This is a genomic window from Variovorax sp. GW821-FHT09A10 (assembly GCF_059418385.1).
Genome location: NZ_JBWKPT010000004.1, coordinates 269,677 through 287,248, shown reverse-complemented (window position 1 = coordinate 287,248; position 17,572 = coordinate 269,677). Strand labels below are relative to the sequence as shown.

The window sequence follows — 17,572 nt, the reverse complement described above, 5'->3', positions numbered from 1 at the left end:
GTGGCACAGTCCAAACACTGTGTATTTATACAGATATTCCGACTTTCTGCCCAGTAGACATTGCGGGAAATACCTATCACCGCATCCAAGGCGGCCAATGTGCAAGTGGCCGTCGACGGTTCAAAGGAAAATGCCCGCCATGAAAATCGAAAAAGACACCGTCGTCACCCTCAAGTACAAAGTCGCCGACGCCCAGGGCAAGCTCATCGAAGCCAGCCCCGAGCCGATGGCCTACCTGCATGGCGGTTACGAGAACACCCTGCCCAAGATCGAGCAGGCGCTCGACGGCCAGGAAAAGGGTTTCCAGACCACGCTGAACCTCGCGCCCGAAGACGCCTTTGGCCTGCGCGACGAGGCGCTGGTGCGCACCATTCCCAAGACCGAGTTCCCGCCCGGCGTGAAGGTCGGCGGCCAGCTGCAGGGCCGGCTCGACGACGGCACCGAGCACGTGTTCACCGTGACCAAGATCAAGGGTCCGGTCGTGCTGCTCGACGGCAACCACCCCTGGGCCGGCAAGGCGCTGAAGTTCAGCCTGCAGGTGACGGACGTGCGCGCGGCGCTGCCGGTGGAGATCGAGCACCGGCATGTGCATGGGGCACACGGGCACCACCACTGAGTGACCGGGTCGGTGACGAACGCCGAGGGCCGCGTGGCCCGGCGTTCGTTTCGTCTGTTGTTTCTTCTTAGTTCTTCTTCCAGAACCTCGGCGCCTCGCCGATTCTCTCCAGCGCCTTGCGGCACGCCTTCGCACCCGCCGCGCGGCGCGCGCTGAACCAGCCCACCGCGAACCACGCGCGCGGGTCGCGCGATGCAACCTCGCGGTACAGCGCAAGCGCCACGGCTTCGTCGTTGAACGCGCCCAGCGCGTCCTGCGCGGGGCGCAGGGCTTTCAGGTAGCGCTCGGCTGCGTCCTTCTTCTTTTTGCTGCCGTCCGCTTCGGCGAACAACGGCGCGACGAACTCCGCCAGGTAGCGCAGGCGCTTGAGCCGCTTGCGCGCGCGGTGCTGACGTTCGGTGGCGAGCGATTCGAAACGCCGGCCGTCGCGCACCGCCTGTTTATGCAGGCGCTGGAGCCACTCACGCAGCAGCTGAAGGGCCGCGTCGGCAGCGAGCGGCATCGGGCCCGCCGACTCGGGTGCGGCGGCGGTGAAACCGATCAGCGACACCAGCACGTCCTGGAACGCGGCGGCGCGCACGATGTCGCCGGGTGTCGATGCCGGCGCGGCAGACGCATCGCTGGCATCACCCGCCAGCGGATCGACCTCCGGCGCGCCCGCTTCACGCAGCCGTGGCTGCGCGAGCTTCACGACCTGTTCGCGGTCGCGCAGTTCGCCGAGCGCGCGGAAGGCGTCGACCAAGGGCGGCTCCCACGCGGCAGCGTCGAAGCGGCTCGTGTCGGCATCGAGCCCCGCCAGTTCGCGCAGCGCGGTGCGCAGGCGGCGGATGCCGATGCGCAGCTGGTGGATCTGTTCTTCGTCGGTGCTGCCCGCGGCGATTTCGCTGGCGTTGGGCAGCATCTGGTCCAGGCACGACGCGACCACGGCCTGCTGGAGGGCGCGGCCATCGCGGCTGTGAGCGGGGAAGCGCGGCGCTTCGGCCTTGATGGCGGGCACCGTCTCCTGTTCGGCCAGCAGGCGCATGCCGCGCTCGGCCTTCGAGACGGTGCTGAACCACAGGCCGTGCTGCTGCGACCAGCGCCGTGCGAGCGCCACGAGCCCCTGCACGTCGCCGCTCTTGAGTTCGAGCTCCAGCTCGCACACGGGCGAGGTGCGCTGCGCGGGCGTGCCCGCGTGCACGACGACCTTGCCGACGTCGAGCGCCATCTCGACGACGGCGCCGCCCGGGCCGCTCACGCGCAGGTCGCGCGTGAGCCGCACGATGTCGGTCGACTGGCGTTCGACCAGCGGCACCGCGCCGCCATCGGCCGGCTGCAGCAGGCGGGCCAGCCGCTCGCCGACGGGCGTGCCGGCGTGGCGCGCGGGGTCGATGGCGGGCGCAGCGGCGCCGGTGCCCAGGTCGACGTTGTGCTCGAGCCGGTGCAGCGCGTTGTCGCCGGCGGCCTTGACGGTCTGCACCCAGCGCCGGCCCTCCTTGCGCAGGCGCAGCACCATGCCGTCGGCCACGAGGCGCTGGTCGGCGGTGTCGAAATAGCGGGCCTGGAGGCGCGTGCGCATGATGGCGCCGCGCCGCAATGCGGCTTCGACGGCCTTCAGGCGATCGGGGGGAATGCAGAACTTGAACTCGATTTCCATGGTGTTCATGATGCCCGCTCTTTTTCCCCCAAAGCGACGTGGTACCGGCCGATTCCGGTGGATCGAAAAATAATGTGGACACCGTCCATTTTCTTTGTTATCTTTTGTGGACGGCGTACACAAAACGTCGGCAAACACCCCCTTCAACCGTCATCGACACAGGAAAGACACCATGGCCACCAAGCAGATCTTCGTGAACCTCCCCGTTCGGAACCTCGACAAGAGCAAGGCGTTCTTCGGCGCGCTGGGCTACACCTTCAACGCGCAGTTCACCGACGCCAACGCCGCCTGCATGGTCATCCACGAGGGCAGCATCCACGCGATGCTGCTGATGGAGGACTACTTCAAGACCTTCACGAGCCAGGGCATCACGGACACCCGCAAGGAGAACGAAGTGCTGGTGTGCCTGTCGTGCGAGAGCCGCGCCGAGGTCGACGAACTGGTCGCCAAGGCCGTGGCCGCCGGCGGCACGACGCCGCGCGAGCCGAAGGACTACGGCTTCATGTACGGCCACGGCTTCCTGGACCTGGACGGCCACATCTGGGAACTGGTCTACATGGACCCGAACGCCGTGATGCCGGGGCAGTGACACCGGGGCGGACGATGCCCATCGTTCCATATGCGCTCTTGATCGTTGCGCGGAAGGCACCTACCGAAAGGCGGCGGCGCCCCGATATTCCTGGTTCAGGCACGGCCCGCATGGCGGCCGTGCCCACCCCACCCAGGAGTCCCGACATGTCCGACAGCAACGACAACAGCAAGAGCAGCAGCCCGTCTCCCATCGTCCAGGTCCAGCCACTCGGCTTCCCGTGGCAGACCCTCGACCCGTTCCTGTTCTGCGTCTACCACGACGACGCGTACCCGAAGGCCAACGGCCGCATGGGCCCCGAGGCCTCGCTGGCCGGCCGCCAGATCGGCCAGGACTTCAGCCGCAAGGACGGCTGGAGCATGTACCACGGCGAGACGGTGCCGGGCTTTCCGTCGCACCCGCACCGCGGCTTCGAGACGGTGACCATCGTGCGCAAGGGCCTGGTCGACCATTCCGACTCGCTGGGCGCCACGGCGCGCTTCGGCGGCGGCGACGTGCAGTGGCTCACGGCCGGCAAGGGCATCGTGCATTCGGAGATGTTCCCGCTGCTGGACGCCGGCGCGCCGAATCCGCTGGAGCTGTTCCAGATCTGGCTCAACCTGCCGGCCAGGAACAAGATGGCCGAGCCGCACTTCACGATGTTCTGGTCGGAGGCGATTCCGCGCTTCGCCTCGGACGACGCACAGGGTGGTCGCACCGAAGTGGCGGTGATCGCCGGGCGCTTCGGCGCCGATGACGCACAAGCCCAGGCGGCCATTGATCCGCTCGCACCGCCGCCCGATTCATGGGCCGCGCAGGCCGGCGCCGACCTGGCGATCTGGACGCTGCGCTTGACGCCCGGCGCGCGCTGGACGCTGCCGCCCGCCACGGGCGAGGGCACGCGACGCATGCTGTATTTCTTCAAGGGCGCCACCGCGCAGGTGGCGGGCCGGCGCGTGGACGGACCGGCGGCCATCGAGTTGCGCGCCGACGCGGCCGTGGAACTGTGCAACGGCCCCGAGGGCGACGGCGAGTTCCTGCTGCTGCAGGGCCGCCCGATCGGCGAGCCGGTGGCGCAGTACGGCCCGTTCGTGATGAACACGCAGGCCGAGATCGCCCAGACGATGGCCGACTACCGTCGCACGCAGTTCGGTGGCTGGCCCTGGGCCGACCCGGCGCCGGTGCATGGCGCCGAGGCTGCGCGCTTTGCGCGGCACCCGGACGGGCGAGAGGAAGTGCCGGGGGCCTGATCCGCGGGCCCGGCCGCGCGGCCCTCAGTAGCCGCGCAGCACCTCGACGCTCAGCGCGGTCATGCTGGGGATGAACTCGATCACGTCGGTGCGCGCGACGCCGCCCTGCACGAAGGGGTCGCGCGCGAGCACCGCCTCGAGCCCCTCGCGGTCGCCCGAGCGCGCGAGGATCACGCCGCCCTTGCGCGGCACCTGGCGCCCCGAAGCCACGAACAGGCCGCTGGCGTAGTGCTTCTTGAGCCAGGTGACATGCGCATCCATCAGAGCGTCGAGTTCCTCGAGCGGGCGGATGTAGGTCAGGGTGACGATGAACATGGCAACGGCAGGTCGATGCGGAAGATGACCCGATCCTATGACCTCGGCGCGACAGCGGCGGGGCGAGTGTGTGTCTCGCCGGTAACTCTCGCATGCGGCGTGTGCATGCGCCGGCCGGCTGGCGCCTTGTCGCCCACCGGACCTGCGCGACCGTGCGCGATCTCGTAGATTCGGTCGTTCCCTTCACCGCATCACCACCTCACTTCAACGGAGACCCTGTTCCATGATCCAAGTCGTTGCCGTCATCACCGCCAAGCCCGGCCAGCGCGCCCTTCTGCTCGAAGCCTTCAAGGCCAACCGCGCCGCCGTGCTCGCCGAAGAGGGCTGCATCGAGTACGGGGCCACGATCGACGCACAGGGCATTCCGCCGTCGAAGGCCAGCTTCGGGCCCGACACCTTCGTGGTCATCGAGAAGTGGGCCTCGCTCCCGGCCCTGCAGGCCCACGGGGTCGCGCCGCACATGGCGGCCTTCAGCGCCCAGACCAGGGAGTTCACCGAAAGCAAGCGCATCCACGTGCTCGAGCCGATCTGAGCCGGCCGCGCCGCCGCTGTCTTCGCGCGCGGCGCGATGCCTGCTACCCTCGCGCCGGGGAGAAGAAGACATCTCGGACGAGGGAGTTCAAGACATGGCGATCGTCTCCAGACCGCAGGGTCTGCGCTGGCGCACTGGCGCGCTCCTGCTGGCGGCACTGGCCACCGGCTGCGCACAGCTCGGCGCACCGCCCTATGCCGCTGACTACGAGGCGCTCGACCGGCTCGAGGCCCACAACCCCGGCAAGGTCGCGGTGGGCAAGGTGCAGCCCACGGACCCCAATGACGCCCTCAACACCCTGCGGCTGCGCCGCGCCAGGCTGGTGTCGCCCAGCGGCACCTTCGCCCAGTACCTCGAAGACGCGCTGATGCGCGACCTGGGCGAGATCTCGGTCTACGACCCCAAGGCGCCGACCCGCATCGCGGCGCGCATCCTCGTCAACGAGCTCGACCTGGGCGTGGTCAACGGCTCGGGCCGCATGGACGTCGAAGTCACCGTCACGCGCAACGCCGCGCAGACGCTGCGCAAGACCTACCGCGGCGAGATCGCCTTCGATTCGAGCTACGCCAATATCGTGGCCGTGCCCGCCGGACAGGCCGCGTATCCGCGGCTGGTGCGGGCGCTGCTGCGGCAGGTGTATGCCGATCCGCAATTCGTCGCGGCCATCGCGCCGTCTGCGCAGTAAGGCCGAGGACACACCATGTCGCTTCTTTCTTCCCTGACGCCCCGACTGGCCGCAGCACTGGCAACCGCCGTGCTGCTGGCGGGCTGCTCCCACCCGATCACGATGATCACCGAGACCGCACCGCCCCGGTCGCCCGCCCACCTCATCCCCAAGAAGGTGGCCTACGTGATGACCGACGCGCAGCGCGACCTGCAGGTGACCACCGCCGGCGGCAGCGGCGACCGCGTGAGCTACTACCCGTACCGCGACCTGGAAAAGTCGATCCGCGATGCGCTGCGCGGGGTCTACCGCAACGTCGTCGTGCTGCGCACCGCGGGCGATGCCAAGGCGAACGAGGCGGCGGGCGTGTCGCTGGTGTTCACGCCGCAGATCAAGACCGATTCGAGTTCGTCCTCATGGATCACCTGGCCGCCCACCGCGTTCACGGCCGAGGTCGCCTGCGTGGTGACCGACACCGCGGGCGCCGAAGTCACGCGCGTGCGCGCGGTCGGCAACGGCACGGCGGAGTTCGGCGAGTTCAACGGCGACTACGGCCTGGCCGCACGGCGCGCGGCCACGCGGATGACGGCGCAGCTCAGCAGCGAGATTCGGCGCAACGAGAAGCTGCGCTGAACGGTTCGCACCCGAGCGTTAGTCCAGACGCTGGTTGATCACCCGCCCCACGAAGTTTTCCAGTGAAACCCGGATCGCCTTTTCAGTGGCTTTCCCAAGGGCCTCTGCACCCACCGGGCATTGGCCATCGACCGACTCCTGGCCAAAACCGCGCACCGTGGTCGTCGCGAGTTCCCGGCCGTCGGCGGAGACCGCCGTGGTCTTGATGGAAATCTCGACGCTCGCATCCGCGGTGGGAACGAAGAAGCCCGGTTGGAACCGCAGGCGGGGATTGAAGTCATCGAGGGCAAAGGTGTAGAGCACGCCGTCGTTGCTCGCTTCCGAGGCTGTGGAAACCGGTACCACCGACGAATGCGCCGCCGAGACGGTGCGCACGATGGACGTCTTGACGGCCGCACCCAATGCCACCGGGAAGCTGTGCGCGCCGCAGATGTGGCCCGGCTTGACGGTTTTCTCGAGCGTCGCCAGATCGCTCGACACGGCGACATACGCCTTGCTCGACTGGACTCGGTCACGGCGGACTTCGTAGGCCGCCGATGTGCTCCCGACTTCCGCCCGGTGAGCGCAGCCCACGATCAACAGGGCACCCGCGCAGATACCAGCCAGTCTTGCAATCACATGCTTCTCCTCGTAATGAATTGTTATTTGATTCTAGGAGGCGCAGGAGCGCACCTCGCGCCGCCAATAAAAAACGCGCCCGAAGGCGCGTTTTTGTTGGTGTCTGCCGTCTTACTTCGACACGACCTTCACCATCTCGAGGCACTTGTTCGAGTAGCCCCATTCGTTGTCGTACCAGCTCACGAGCTTCACGAACGTGCCGTCCAGCGCAATGCCGGCTTCGGCGTCGAAGATCGAGGTGCGCGGGTCGCCGCGGAAGTCGGTGGCGACGACCTTGTCTTCGGTGTAGCCCAGCACGCCCTTCAGCGCGCCTTCGCTCTGTGCCTTCATTTCGGCGCAGATCTCGGCGTAGGTGGCGTCCTTGACGAGTTCGACGGTCAGGTCGACCACCGACACGTCGGAGGTCGGCACGCGGAAGCTCATGCCGGTGAGCTTCTTGTTGAGCTCGGGGATCACCACGCCCACGGCCTTGGCAGCGCCGGTGCTCGAGGGAATGATGTTTTCCAGGATGCCGCGGCCGCCGCGCCAGTCCTTGTTGCTCGGGCCGTCCACGGTCTTCTGCGTGGCGGTGGCGGCGTGCACGGTGGTCATCAGGCCGCGCTTGATGCCCCACTTGTCGTTCAGCACCTTGGCCAGCGGGGCCAGGCAGTTGGTGGTGCAGCTGGCGTTGCTGATGATGGCTTCGCCGGCGTACTTCTTGTCGTTCACGCCGTAGACGAACATGGGGGTGTCGTCCTTCGAGGGGGCCGACAGGATCACCTTCTTGGCGCCTGCGTCGATGTGCTTCTGCGCGGTTTCCTTGGTGAGGAACAGGCCGGTCGACTCGAGCACGATGTCGGCGCCGACTTCGTTCCACTTGAGCTGCGACGGGTCGCGCTCTTGCGTGAGGCGGATCTTCTTGCCGTTGACGATCAGCGTGTTGCCTTCGACCGTCACTTCACCCTTGAAGCGGCCATGCACCGAGTCGTACTGGAGCATGTAAGCCAGGTATTCCGGCTCGAGCAAGTCGTTGATGGCAACGATTTCGATGTCGTTCTTGAAGTTCTGCACGGCTGCGCGCAGCACGTTGCGACCGATGCGGCCGAAGCCGTTGATACCGAGTTTGATAGCCATCTGACTTGCTCCTAAGGTTGAAAAACTTTTGATCGGACGGGAAGAGGACGAACCGCGCGACGCTCAGTCGCGCAGGGCCGCTTCCACGGTGGCGGCCACGTTCTCCGCCGTGAAACCGAAGTGCTTGAACAGCACGGGCGCGGGGGCCGACTCGCCGTAGCTGTCGATGCCGACCACGGCCGCGCAGCCGTACTTCCACCAGCCGTCGGTGCAGCCCATTTCGACCGCGACGCGCGGGATCTTCTTGGGCAGCACGGCCTTCTTGTAGGCCAGGTCCTGGCGGTCGAAGGTGGTGGTCGAGGGCATCGACACCACGCGCACGGCGATCTTCTTGTCGGCCAGCAGCTTCTGGGCGGCCAGCGCGAGCTGCACTTCGGAGCCGGTGGCGATGATGACCGCCGCCGTCTTCTTGTTCTTGAGGCCGACGTTCTCGGGCTCGGACAGCACGTAGGCGCCGCGGCTGATGTCGCCCAGGTCGCTCTTGGCGGCGTAGGCGATGTTCTGGCGGCTCAGCAGCAGGGCGGTCGGGCGCGTGGCGTTCTGCAGTGCGACAGCCCAGGCCACGGCGGTTTCGGCCGTGTCGCCCGGACGCCAGACGTCCAGGTTGGGAATGAGGCGCAGCGAGGCGGCGTGCTCGATCGACTGGTGCGTCGGGCCGTCTTCACCCAGGCCGATGGAGTCGTGCGTGAACACGTGCACCACGCGGCGCTTCATGAGCGCGGCCATGCGGATGGCGTTGCGGCTGTAGTCGCTGAAGGTGAGGAAGGTGCCGCCGTAGGGGATGTAGCCGCCGTGCAGCGCCACGCCGTTCATGATGGCGGCCATGCCGAATTCGCGCACGCCGTAGTTGATGTGGCGGCCGATCTCGCCGTGCGGCGGCTCGACGGCATCGCCCTGCGCGGCTTCGTCCTCGCCGCCCTGGGGCACCGCCGGTGCGGCGGGCGCGTTCAGCACGACGGCGCCGGTCTTGGCGTCGAAGCGCAGCGCGGCGGTGCTCTTGGTGTTGGTGAGGTTGGAACCCGTGAGGTCGGCGCTGCCGCCGAGCATTTCGGGCAGCGCGGCCGTGAAGGCCTCGAGCGCGAGCTGGCTGGCCTTGCGGCTGGCCACGGTTTCGCCCTTGGTGTGGGCGGCGACCACGGTGTCGAAGGCGACCTGGTGGAAGTTCTTGGGCAGCTCGCCCTTCATGCGGCGCGTGAACTCGGCGGCGAGTTCGGGGTACGCGGCCGTGTAGGCGGCGAAGGTGTCGTTCCAGGCGGCTTCGGTCTTGGCGCCTTCGGCCTTGTGGTCCCAGTCGGCGTACACCTCGGCCGGGATTTCGAAGGCGGGGTAGGGCCAGCCGATGGCTTCGCGCGTGAGCTTGATTTCTTCGGCGCCCAGCGCCTCGCCGTGCGCCTTGGCGGTGCCGGCGCGGTTCGGGCTGCCCTTGCCGATGGTGGTCTTGCAGACGATCAGCGTGGGCTTGGTGGCTTCCTTCTTGGCCTTGGCGATGGCCTTGGCCACTTCCTTGGCGTCGTTGCCGTCGATGGGGCCGACGACGTTCCAGCCGTAGCCCTTGAAGCGCTCTTCGGTGTTGTCGATGAACCAGGGCTTGACCTGGCCGTCGATGCTGATGCCGTTGTCGTCGTACAGGGCGATCAGCTTGTTCAGGTGCCAGGCGCCGGCCAGGGCGCAGGCTTCGTGGCTGATGCCTTCCATCATGCAACCGTCGCCCAGGAAGGCGTAGGTGTGGTGGTCGACGATGGCCAGGTCCTTGCGGTTGAACTCGGCGGCCAGCAGCTTCTCGGCCAGCGCAAAGCCCACGGCATTGGTGATGCCCTGGCCCAGCGGGCCGGTGGTGGTCTCGACGCCGGGGGTGACGTCGACTTCGGGGTGGCCGGCGGTCTTGCTGTGCAGCTGGCGGAAGTTCTTGATCTCGGCCAGGGGCAGGTCGTAGCCCGTGAGGTGCAGCACCGCGTAGATCAGCATCGAGGCGTGGCCGTTGGACAGCACGAAGCGGTCGCGGTCGAACCAGTGCGGGTTGGCGGGGTTGTAGCGCAGGTGCTCGCCCCACAGGGCGACGGCCATGTCGGCCATGCCCATCGGTGCGCCCGGATGTCCGGAATTGGCTTGTTGAACGGCATCCATTGCCAGCGCGCGGATCGCGTTGGCCATCAGGGCTTGGTTTGCCATGGGCAGTGGGCTTTCGGGGGAAAAGGGTGGGTGGGGGATACGGGAGAACCCGAGATTTTACCGGGCGAGCCGCGCCCGGCCTCGATACAGGGCCAACACCCCGCTGATGCTCTCTTGTGTCGCAGGCCCGGCTGCTAGAGTTGCCCCCCATGCAAGGGCTGCACCTCACCGCCGATCTCCACGACTGCCAATGCGGCCTCCAATGGCTCACCGACGGGCGCGCGCTCGGCGAGGTCTGCACCAAAGCCGTGACGGCCGCCGGGCTGCAGGCCGTGGGCAAATTGGTCCACAGTTTTCCGGCCACGCCGCAGGGGCCGGGCGGCGTGACGGCCACGCTGCTGCTGGCCGAATCGCACCTGTGCATCCACACCTGGCCCGAGCAGCGCGGCGTGACGCTCGATGTGTACGTCTGCAACTTCGGCGCCGACCACTCGGCGAAGGCGCATGCGTTGATGGCCTGCCTGGTGGCGCTGTTCCAGCCCCGCCACAGCGAACGCAACGAACTGCAACGTGGCCGTGTGGCCGGGTCGGTGCGGTGATGGCGGTGCGCGCGATGATCCTGGCCGCCGGCCGCGGCGAACGCATGCGGCCGCTGACCGACACCACGCCCAAGCCCCTGCTCGAAGTGCGCGGCAAGCCGCTGATGCAGTGGCCGATGGAAGCGCTGGCCGTTGGCGGCTTCACCGAGCTGGTGGTCAACACCGACTGGCTGGGCGCGCAGGTCGCCGCCCGGTTCGGCGCGAACCCTGTGCTGGCGGGGCATGGCGCGCTGTCCATTTCGTATTCCGACGAGGGCCGCGACTTCGGCGGCGCGCTCGAAACGGCGGGCGGCATCGTGCGCGCGCTGCCGCTGCTGGGCGAGGTGTTCTGGGTCGCTGCCGGCGACGTCTTCGCGCCCGGTTTCCGCTTCACCCAGGAAGCGGTCGACCGCTTCCTGGCCAGCGGCAAGCTCGCCCACCTGTGGCTGGTGCCGAACCCGGCGCACAACCTCAAGGGCGACTTCGGCCTCTCGGCCGACGGGCTCGCGCTGAACCAGGCGGCCAAAAAGTACACCTTCTCGACCATCGGCCTGTACAGCGCCGCGCTGTTCGCGCCGCCGTACAGCGGCATCCCGGCCGGCAACCCGGGCGGCGTCAAGGCCCCGCTGGCGCCGATCCTGCGCGCCGCCATGGACCACAGGCAGGTGAGCGCCGAGCTCTACACCGGCGACTGGACCGACGTGGGCACGCCGCAGCGCCTGCAGCAACTCAACGCCGGGGTCGCGCCGGCAGCGGGCGCATGACAACGCTCGCACCGTTGCCCGACGCCCTGCGCCTGCTGCCGCAGCGCCTGCAGGACCTGGCCCTGGCCACCGCCGCCGAACGCAATGACGGCGCGCCCGAAGACCCGCTGACCGTGCCGCTCTACGTGAGCGACTTCACGCGCCTGAGCCTCGCGCCCATGCGCCAGGGCTGGCACGTCGAGTACTTCGGCGACACCTGGGGCGACGCCTTCGACGAAACCCTGGCCTGCCTGAGCCGGCAGGACGTGGCCGATTGCATCACCTCGCTGTCGTTCAGCGGCCCCGACAGCGGGGCGAACGGCTCGCGTGAGTGGATGTTCACGCCGCTGCTCGAGAGCGCGGTGATGTTTCCCCGCCTGCGCTCGCTGTTCATCAAGCCGACGCAACCGGAAGACCACAACCAGTCGCTCGTCTGCACCAGCGACGGCATCCTCGAGGAAGGCGGCGACATCGCGCGCTGGGTGCGCAAGACGCCGCACCTGAGCGAACTGACGGTGCCGAACGCGCCGAACGCCGACTTCTTCGCCGTGCCGCTGCCGCAACTGACCAGCCTGTGCGTCGGCGCCCATTTCGCCACGCAGCACTTCATCCGCCACCTCGCCGCCGCAACGCAGCTGCCGGGCCTCAGGCTGCTGGACTTTTCCGAGTCCACCGAGCAGCAGATGGCGTGGCCGGCCGACCGGGCACCCGGCGGCATCACGGCCTTCGAAGACTACGAAGCCTTGCTGCACAGCCCCGTGGGCGCACAGCTGCGCGTGCTGAGGCTGCGCAACACCTGCCTCGACCTGGCCCAGCTGCAGCAGCTGCAGGGCGTGCGGCAGGGGCTGCAATTCATGGTCATCCAGTCAACGATCGGCGGCTACGTCAGCCACTTTGCGCAGGATGTGTTCCCATGGCGGCATCTGGTACCCGCGGACCCCGGACTTGCACCGTATCGAAAGTGAAATCCCATGCTCAATGACACCACGATCTACGCCGAGCGCCGCGCGCGCCTCGCTTCGCAACTGGGCAAGGACGGCATCGCCATCGTCCCCACCGCGCCCGAGCGCCAGCGCAACCGCGACAGCGACTTCCTGTTTCGCCACGACAGCTACTTCTACTACCTGACCGGCTTCACCGAGCCCAACGCCTGGCTGGTGCTGGCGGGCGACGGCCGCGCCACGCTGTTCTGCGCACCGAAAGACCTGGAACGCGAGATCTGGGACGGCTACCGCCTCGGCCCCGACGCCGCCCCCGCCGCGCTGGGCGTGGACGAGGCCTTCTCGGTCAACGACCTCGACGCGAAATTGCCGAAGCTGCTCGAGAACCGCTCCACCGTGTGGTTCCCCTTCGCCACCCACAAGGGACTGGAAACCCGCATCGACGGCTGGCTGCAGTCGGTGCGCGCGCGCGTGCGCTACGGCGCGCTGTGCCCCGAGGAGCAGCGCGACCTGTGCGGCCCGCTCGACGAGATGCGCCTCGTGAAGGACGCGCACGAGCAGGACATCATGCGCCGCGCCGCGCAGATCAGCGCCCGCGCCCACATCCGCGCGATGCAGCTGTCGGCGCGCATGCTGCGCGAGGGCAAGGATGTGCGCGAGTACCACCTCGACGCCGAACTGCTGCACGAGTTCCGCCTGGGCGGTTCGCAGTACCCGGCCTACGGTTCCATCGTCGCGGCCGGTGCCAACGCCTGCGTGCTGCACTACCGCGCCGACGCCGCGCCCGTGCGCAAGGGCGAGCTGGTGCTGATCGACGCCGGCTGCGAGCTCGACGGCTACGCCAGCGACATCACCCGCACCTTCCCGGCCGACGGCAAGTTCAGCGGCCCGCAGCGCGCGCTGTACGACCTGGTGCTGGCCAGCCAGGACGCCTCGGCCGCCGCCACCAAGGCCGGCAACCGCTTCAACGACCCGCACGACGCGGCCGTGAAGGTGCTCGCGCAGGGCATGCTCGACCTGGGCCTGCTCGACGGCAACAAGGTCGGCGGCGTCGACGACGTGATCGACTCGCGCGCCTACTTCCAGTTCTACATGCACCGCACCGGCCACTGGCTGGGCATGGACGTGCACGACTGCGGCAGCTATGTCGAACCCACGCAGGTGGGCGAGGTGAGCGAACGCAAGGACCCGCTGTCCAACGAACTCATCAAGAACCGTCCGAGCCGCATCCTGCACCCGGGCATGGTGCTGACGCTGGAACCCGGCATCTACGTGCGGCCCGGCGAAGGCGTGCCGGAGCAGTTCCACAACATCGGCATCCGCATCGAGGACGACGCGATCGTCACGGCCACGGGCTGCGAACTGATTTCGCGGGGGGTGCCGGTGAAGGCGGATGAGATCGAGGCATTGATGCGCGCCTGAGCGCGAATCAGGCGGGCAGCGCGCAGAACAGCGCCTGCCCGATCGCGAGCACTGCCGCGCCCGCGGCGATGCGCGGAAAGCGATGCGGCAACCCGCTCAACAGCCCGACCGTCGCCAGCGCCGCCGCAGTCAGCGCCCCGAGCCACAACACCCATCCCACCGACCCGCCCGCCGCCTCCAGGCTGGCCCACAGCGACAGGCACAGCAGCGCCGTGCCCCCGAGCTGCAGCCATCGGCGCCAGGCGCCCGGCGTGTGGCCGCGGCCGAAGACGTCTTCGCTGTGGCGGTCCATCGCGAGGCTCAGCGCGCAGAAGCCGGCCAGCGAGGCCGCGAACACCAAACCGAGCAGCGGCATCACGACCCCTGGCCCGACGCAGCGAGCTCGGTCGGCGGCGGCTTGACGGCCTTCTTCGGCGCGGCCAGCGCCTTGCGGCGCTTGCGCTCCACCAGCCAGGTCGCGCCCGCGAGCCCGAGGCCGAGCGCGATCGCCACGAGGTCGAAGCCCGCCACCGAACTCGGGCCGCTGCGCAGGCTGACCGTGAGCGGCGCGGGGCCGGTGAAGGCATTGAGCACCGGCAGCAATGCGAACAGCAGCGCGCCGAGCGCGAGCTGCGCCTGCCACATGCGCAGGGTCGGGCGCAGCAGGCCCAGCACGGCGGTGGCCCCCCAGACGATGAAGAACCAGCGGATCTCGGCCTCGTTGCGGCCGGCCACGTCGACCGGCAGCAGGCGGTTGGCCCAGAAGAAGGCGGCCATCGCCACGGGCAGGCCCGCGATCGCGCCGAGGTTCAGTCCGTCGACCAGCCGCAGGCCGAAGCCGATGCGACCGCCCTGCTTGAGGGTCTTGGCGTATTTCTGGCGCTCCTTCACGGCCCACAGCAAGAGGCCCGTGGCCACCATCAGGCAGCCCGCAAGGCCCGAGACGAAGAACAACGCGCGCAGCAGCGGATCGGCAAAGCGGCCGATGTGCAGGCCGTAGAGCACGCCGCGCGTTTCGGCCGCGGCCTTGGGCACGTCGCCGAAGGTGCCGATGAGCGCACCGGTCGTGCCGTTGAACTGCATGGAGGGCTGTTCGTACGACAGGTGCCGGCCCTCGGCCCGCGCGAGCGAGACCACGGCGTTGGCGTCGTTGGGCTGGTGCACCAGGATGCGGCCCACGGGCGCGCCGCCCCAGTGGGCCGTGGCCTGCGCCACCATGGGCCCGAGGGGTGCCAGCGCCGCCTTCGTGCCCGAGGGCTTGATCTGCGTGCGCAAGCCGCCCGGAATGGCTTCGGCGAAGAAGGTGTCGGTGCCGCCGTGCGCCTTGTAGGCCACCTGCGGGCCCCACGGCATGTACATGAACATCAGCGTGACCAGCCCGGTGTAGGTGATCATGGCGTGGTACGGCAGCGCAAGCACGGCGGTGACGTTGTGCGCGTCGAGCCAGCTGCGCTGGCCCTTCTTCGGACGGAAGGTGAAGAAGTCCTTGAAGATGCGCTTGTGCGTGACGATGCCGCTGACGATCGCCACGAGCATGAACATCGCGCAGAAGCCGACGATCCAGCGCGCCCAGATCGCGGGCATGTAGTGCAGGTCGAAGTGCAGGCGGTAGAAGAACTCGCCGCCGCGCGTCTCGCGCGGCGCGGTGATCGCCTGGCCCGTGGCCGGGTCGAGCGCGGCGCGGTCGAAGCCGCGGCGCCGCTCCACCGGTGGCGAACCGGCCGGCGGCGGCGGCTTGATCCACAGCACGCCGACCGACGGCTCGCGCGCGGTCGGCAGCGTGATGAACCAGCGCGCCGCATGGCCCGCGTTGCGCTCCAGGTACGCCACCGCGTTCTCGGCCGCGACCGGCTGGGTCACGGTGCCGTGCGAGATGGCGTGCAGCTCCGGCTTCATCCAGAAGGTGATCTCGTCCTTGAAGTACGAGGCCGTGCCGGCCGCGAACACCATGAAGAGCACCCAGCCGACCAGCAGGCCCGACCAGGTGTGCAGCCAGGCCATCGACTGACGGAATCCTTCCTTCATGCGGCACCTCCGCCACCCTGGGTCCACAGCAGCAACAGCAGGCCCTGCGGCGCCGCCGCGATGGCAAGGCCGATCCAGGCACGCCACGCCGAGCGGGCCGCGAAGACCCACATCACGGCCACGGCGTAGACGAGGAAGGAGGCCAGCGTGCCGGTCAGCGCGGCTTCGCTGCGCGCCATGCCGAAGAGAGCGGGCAGGCCCAGCGCGAGCACGGCGGCCGACAGCGCGGCGACGCCGTAACCGCCCGCGATGGCGGCGACGGCCCGCGACGCCACGCTCATCCGGTAACGGACGTCGGCGCTCACGACGGGCGCCGGACGACGTGCAAGGTCGTTCGGAAATTCATGGGACAGAGGGAGAGGAGAAACCTGGAGAATGAGAATCATACTCATCTTCTCGGTTTTTCTCGCCCCCCGCCCATCCCGAGAGCGGGGCCTTGAAAGGCGCGCGGCGCCTTACTCTTACTTCGCCTGCAGCAGCGCGCCGGCTTCGAGCAGCACCAGCTCGTTGTCGTCCGCCTTGTTCGGCTCGCGGCTGCTGGAGAAGGGCAGGTTGTTGTCGTTGCCGACCACGATGTGCGTGGCATCGACCACGTCGACGTTCTCGATCGTGAAGAACGGGAACTTCAGCACGCCGTCGTTGAGCGGCTTGCGCGCGAGCTTGTTGGGGTCGGCGATGTTCAGCAGGTCGATGTAGCCGATCTTGCGCACCGCGCCGCCCACATTCGCATCGCTCAGCTCGACCTTGTAGACGCGCTTGAACTTGGCGATGTCATGGAAGCAGTCGGTGCTCTTCTGGCCTTCGGGGCAGGCCTTGTCGCTCGTGCCTTCGCCGTTGTCGCGCTCGATGATGAGGCCGGTGGTGCCGTCGATCATGTTGAAGTCGCCGATGGCGTGGCCGTTGGCTTCGAGCACGTACTTCCAGTGCCGACCCGTCCACTTCTCGGTTGCGACGTCGAACTCCAGAACGCGCAGCGCTTCCTTGCCGTCAACCTTCTCGTAGTCCTTGGTCTCGGCGTTCCACACCGGGCCTTCGAGCAGCGCATAGAGCTTGCTGCCGTCCTTCGAGGACGCCATGCCTTCGAAGCCCTTGGAGCGCTTGATCTGGAAGTCGACCGCGCCGCCCGGTGCGCCCGGCGTGGTCACGGCCGGATGGTCGGGCGAGCGCACGGCCTTGCCGTCGACCTGCGTGTCGAACACCGCGAGCACCTTGCCCTTCAGGTCGGCCTTGATGAGGAAGGGGCCGAACTCCTCGCCGATCCACAGCGCGCCGCCGGCGAACTGGAAGCTCTCGGGATCGAAGTCCGAGCCTGTCAGGTAGCGCTGCTTCGTGCCTTCGTGAACGATGCGGAACGGCACCTTCTTGTCGGGGTCGTGCAGGAAGATGGTGTTGATGCGATTGAACTTGCCGCTCTTGAAGTCCACCTTGTAGTGGTTCAGGTAGAGCATGAAGTCGGGCGAGTTGGCCTTCGCGCCGGCGCCGTTGTCGGTGAGGATCCAGAACGAGCCGTCGTCCATCTTCTTGATGCCCGAATGCCCTTGCAGCGGCTGGCCCTTGAAGGGCACCGACACGCCGGTGCCGCGGCCGGCCGAGAGGCCTTCGACGGTGCCCAGCGCCTCGACGCGCTTGCCCGAGGTGAACTTGCCGCTGACCTGCAGGTCGGCCGGCGCGTCTTTCGGTGCGGCGACGAAGCTCTGCGCAGGCAGCACGGCGTGGCCGGAGAGCGTGGCGGGGAAGGCGGTCTGGGCCACAGCGCCGCCGCAAGCGAAGGCAGCGGCCAGGGCGACCAGAGAGAGGGAAGCGAAGCGCGTCATGAACGAAAAAGCTTTC

Annotated in this window: 19 protein-coding genes; 10 read left to right on the top strand and 9 right to left on the bottom strand. The window is 68.2% G+C overall.

Annotated elements, in window-relative coordinates; translation table 11 throughout:
- Nucleotides 1-139: 139 nt before the first annotated feature.
- Nucleotides 140-616 (top strand): FKBP-type peptidyl-prolyl cis-trans isomerase, encoded by a 477-nt coding sequence (locus AC07Q9_RS18000; protein WP_101490752.1) that lies wholly within the window; start codon nucleotides 140-142, stop codon nucleotides 614-616.
- Nucleotides 617-683: 67 nt separating this feature from the next.
- On the opposite strand, the gene AC07Q9_RS17995 is transcribed toward AC07Q9_RS18000, so the two are convergent.
- Nucleotides 684-2,261: a CYTH and CHAD domain-containing protein gene (locus tag AC07Q9_RS17995; RefSeq protein ID WP_495311081.1), complete on the bottom strand. Its 1,578-nt coding sequence runs from the start codon at nucleotides 2,259-2,261 to the stop codon at nucleotides 684-686.
- A gap of 163 nt (nucleotides 2,262-2,424) precedes the next feature.
- Between AC07Q9_RS17995 and AC07Q9_RS17990 the strand changes: the two genes are divergently transcribed.
- A complete protein-coding gene (locus AC07Q9_RS17990; RefSeq protein ID WP_489060522.1) occupies nucleotides 2,425-2,841 on the top strand; it encodes a VOC family protein in 417 nt (138 codons plus the stop codon).
- Between the two features lie 146 nt (nucleotides 2,842-2,987).
- On the top strand, nucleotides 2,988-4,070 hold the full coding sequence (locus AC07Q9_RS17985; protein WP_495311076.1) for a pirin family protein: 1,083 nt from the start codon (nucleotides 2,988-2,990) through the stop codon (nucleotides 4,068-4,070).
- Between the two features lie 24 nt (nucleotides 4,071-4,094).
- Here the strand turns inward: AC07Q9_RS17985 and AC07Q9_RS17980 are convergent, their stop codons facing one another.
- Nucleotides 4,095-4,385 (bottom strand): YciI family protein, encoded by a 291-nt coding sequence (locus tag AC07Q9_RS17980; RefSeq protein WP_062473524.1) that lies wholly within the window; start codon nucleotides 4,383-4,385, stop codon nucleotides 4,095-4,097.
- Nucleotides 4,386-4,608: 223 nt separating this feature from the next.
- On the opposite strand from AC07Q9_RS17980, the gene AC07Q9_RS17975 reads away from it, so the two are divergent.
- The 3 genes from AC07Q9_RS17975 (at nucleotide 4,609) to AC07Q9_RS17965 (ending at nucleotide 6,214) form a co-directional block, all read left to right on the top strand.
- Nucleotides 4,609-4,917 (top strand): putative quinol monooxygenase, encoded by a 309-nt coding sequence (locus AC07Q9_RS17975; protein WP_489060518.1) that lies wholly within the window; start codon nucleotides 4,609-4,611, stop codon nucleotides 4,915-4,917.
- Nucleotides 4,918-5,011: 94 nt separating this feature from the next.
- The gene (locus AC07Q9_RS17970; protein WP_495302527.1) at nucleotides 5,012-5,602 is read left to right on the top strand and encodes a hypothetical protein; all 591 of its coding nucleotides are present in this window, start codon (nucleotides 5,012-5,014) and stop codon (nucleotides 5,600-5,602) included.
- A gap of 15 nt (nucleotides 5,603-5,617) precedes the next feature.
- Nucleotides 5,618-6,214: a hypothetical protein gene (locus AC07Q9_RS17965; protein ID WP_495311073.1), complete on the top strand. Its 597-nt coding sequence runs from the start codon at nucleotides 5,618-5,620 to the stop codon at nucleotides 6,212-6,214.
- A gap of 18 nt (nucleotides 6,215-6,232) precedes the next feature.
- On the opposite strand, the gene AC07Q9_RS17960 is transcribed toward AC07Q9_RS17965, so the two are convergent.
- The 3 genes from AC07Q9_RS17960 to AC07Q9_RS17950 all read right to left on the bottom strand — a co-directional run bounded on the left by AC07Q9_RS17960 (nucleotide 6,233) and on the right by AC07Q9_RS17950 (nucleotide 10,114).
- Nucleotides 6,233-6,832: a hypothetical protein gene (locus AC07Q9_RS17960; RefSeq protein WP_495311071.1), complete on the bottom strand. Its 600-nt coding sequence runs from the start codon at nucleotides 6,830-6,832 to the stop codon at nucleotides 6,233-6,235.
- Between the two features lie 111 nt (nucleotides 6,833-6,943).
- Nucleotides 6,944-7,945, bottom strand: coding sequence for a type I glyceraldehyde-3-phosphate dehydrogenase (gap, locus tag AC07Q9_RS17955; protein ID WP_056575024.1), 1,002 nt, complete (start codon nucleotides 7,943-7,945; stop codon nucleotides 6,944-6,946).
- Between the two features lie 63 nt (nucleotides 7,946-8,008).
- On the bottom strand, nucleotides 8,009-10,114 hold the full coding sequence (locus AC07Q9_RS17950) for a transketolase family protein (protein ID WP_495311069.1): 2,106 nt from the start codon (nucleotides 10,112-10,114) through the stop codon (nucleotides 8,009-8,011).
- Nucleotides 10,115-10,263: 149 nt separating this feature from the next.
- On the opposite strand from AC07Q9_RS17950, the gene speD reads away from it, so the two are divergent.
- From speD to AC07Q9_RS17930, 4 genes are read left to right on the top strand one after another with little or no spacing between them, the layout of a single operon-like run.
- On the top strand, nucleotides 10,264-10,653 hold the full coding sequence (gene speD, locus AC07Q9_RS17945) for an adenosylmethionine decarboxylase (protein WP_489060511.1): 390 nt from the start codon (nucleotides 10,264-10,266) through the stop codon (nucleotides 10,651-10,653).
- Between the two features lie 14 nt (nucleotides 10,654-10,667).
- Nucleotides 10,668-11,396: a nucleotidyltransferase family protein gene (locus AC07Q9_RS17940; RefSeq protein ID WP_495311068.1), complete on the top strand. Its 729-nt coding sequence runs from the start codon at nucleotides 10,668-10,670 to the stop codon at nucleotides 11,394-11,396.
- Nucleotides 11,393-12,340 carry a hypothetical protein gene (locus tag AC07Q9_RS17935; RefSeq protein WP_495311067.1) on the top strand — a complete coding sequence of 316 codons (948 nt, stop codon included), beginning with the start codon at nucleotides 11,393-11,395 and terminating at the stop codon, nucleotides 12,338-12,340. Before AC07Q9_RS17940 ends, AC07Q9_RS17935 begins: the two co-directional genes overlap by 4 nt.
- 6 nt (nucleotides 12,341-12,346) lie before the next feature.
- Nucleotides 12,347-13,738, top strand: a complete 1,392-nt coding sequence (locus AC07Q9_RS17930; protein WP_495311063.1) for an aminopeptidase P N-terminal domain-containing protein — start codon at nucleotides 12,347-12,349, stop codon at nucleotides 13,736-13,738.
- A gap of 7 nt (nucleotides 13,739-13,745) precedes the next feature.
- Here the strand turns inward: AC07Q9_RS17930 and AC07Q9_RS17925 are convergent, their stop codons facing one another.
- The 4 genes from AC07Q9_RS17925 to AC07Q9_RS17910 all read right to left on the bottom strand — a co-directional run bounded on the left by AC07Q9_RS17925 (nucleotide 13,746) and on the right by AC07Q9_RS17910 (nucleotide 17,556).
- On the bottom strand, nucleotides 13,746-14,093 hold the full coding sequence (locus tag AC07Q9_RS17925; protein ID WP_489060503.1) for a DUF3325 domain-containing protein: 348 nt from the start codon (nucleotides 14,091-14,093) through the stop codon (nucleotides 13,746-13,748).
- Nucleotides 14,093-15,742, bottom strand: a complete 1,650-nt coding sequence (locus AC07Q9_RS17920) for a PepSY-associated TM helix domain-containing protein (protein WP_495311059.1) — start codon at nucleotides 15,740-15,742, stop codon at nucleotides 14,093-14,095. The genes AC07Q9_RS17925 and AC07Q9_RS17920 overlap by 1 nt, the downstream gene beginning before the upstream one ends.
- On the bottom strand, nucleotides 15,739-16,047 hold the full coding sequence (locus AC07Q9_RS17915) for a DUF3649 domain-containing protein (RefSeq protein WP_495311057.1): 309 nt from the start codon (nucleotides 16,045-16,047) through the stop codon (nucleotides 15,739-15,741). Before AC07Q9_RS17915 ends, AC07Q9_RS17920 begins: the two co-directional genes overlap by 4 nt.
- 156 nt (nucleotides 16,048-16,203) lie before the next feature.
- Nucleotides 16,204-17,556, bottom strand: coding sequence for an esterase-like activity of phytase family protein (locus AC07Q9_RS17910; protein ID WP_495311055.1), 1,353 nt, complete (start codon nucleotides 17,554-17,556; stop codon nucleotides 16,204-16,206).
- Between the last annotated feature and the right edge of the window lie 16 nt (nucleotides 17,557-17,572).

Excerpts from the sequence above, each read along its gene's own strand:
- AC07Q9_RS17985 (WP_495311076.1), top strand. The coding sequence starts at position 2,988 with ATGTCCGACAGCAACGACAACAGCAAGAGCAGCAGCCCGTCTCCCATC.
- AC07Q9_RS17925 (WP_489060503.1), bottom strand. The coding sequence starts at position 14,093 with ATGCCGCTGCTCGGTTTGGTGTTCGCGGCCTCGCTGGCCGGCTTCTGC.
- gap (WP_056575024.1), bottom strand. The coding sequence starts at position 7,945 with ATGGCTATCAAACTCGGTATCAACGGCTTCGGCCGCATCGGTCGCAAC.
- AC07Q9_RS17970 (WP_495302527.1), top strand. The coding sequence starts at position 5,012 with ATGGCGATCGTCTCCAGACCGCAGGGTCTGCGCTGGCGCACTGGCGCG.
- AC07Q9_RS17920 (WP_495311059.1), bottom strand. The coding sequence starts at position 15,742 with ATGAAGGAAGGATTCCGTCAGTCGATGGCCTGGCTGCACACCTGGTCG.
- AC07Q9_RS17910 (WP_495311055.1), bottom strand. The coding sequence starts at position 17,556 with ATGACGCGCTTCGCTTCCCTCTCTCTGGTCGCCCTGGCCGCTGCCTTC.
- AC07Q9_RS17995 (WP_495311081.1), bottom strand. The coding sequence starts at position 2,261 with ATGAACACCATGGAAATCGAGTTCAAGTTCTGCATTCCCCCCGATCGC.
- AC07Q9_RS18000 (WP_101490752.1), top strand. The coding sequence starts at position 140 with ATGAAAATCGAAAAAGACACCGTCGTCACCCTCAAGTACAAAGTCGCC.
- AC07Q9_RS17990 (WP_489060522.1), top strand. The coding sequence starts at position 2,425 with ATGGCCACCAAGCAGATCTTCGTGAACCTCCCCGTTCGGAACCTCGAC.
- AC07Q9_RS17965 (WP_495311073.1), top strand. The coding sequence starts at position 5,618 with ATGTCGCTTCTTTCTTCCCTGACGCCCCGACTGGCCGCAGCACTGGCA.
- AC07Q9_RS17980 (WP_062473524.1), bottom strand. The coding sequence starts at position 4,385 with ATGTTCATCGTCACCCTGACCTACATCCGCCCGCTCGAGGAACTCGAC.
- AC07Q9_RS17940 (WP_495311068.1), top strand. The coding sequence starts at position 10,668 with ATGATCCTGGCCGCCGGCCGCGGCGAACGCATGCGGCCGCTGACCGAC.
- AC07Q9_RS17975 (WP_489060518.1), top strand. The coding sequence starts at position 4,609 with ATGATCCAAGTCGTTGCCGTCATCACCGCCAAGCCCGGCCAGCGCGCC.
- AC07Q9_RS17935 (WP_495311067.1), top strand. The coding sequence starts at position 11,393 with ATGACAACGCTCGCACCGTTGCCCGACGCCCTGCGCCTGCTGCCGCAG.
- AC07Q9_RS17950 (WP_495311069.1), bottom strand. The coding sequence starts at position 10,114 with ATGGCAAACCAAGCCCTGATGGCCAACGCGATCCGCGCGCTGGCAATG.
- speD (WP_489060511.1), top strand. The coding sequence starts at position 10,264 with ATGCAAGGGCTGCACCTCACCGCCGATCTCCACGACTGCCAATGCGGC.
- AC07Q9_RS17930 (WP_495311063.1), top strand. The coding sequence starts at position 12,347 with ATGCTCAATGACACCACGATCTACGCCGAGCGCCGCGCGCGCCTCGCT.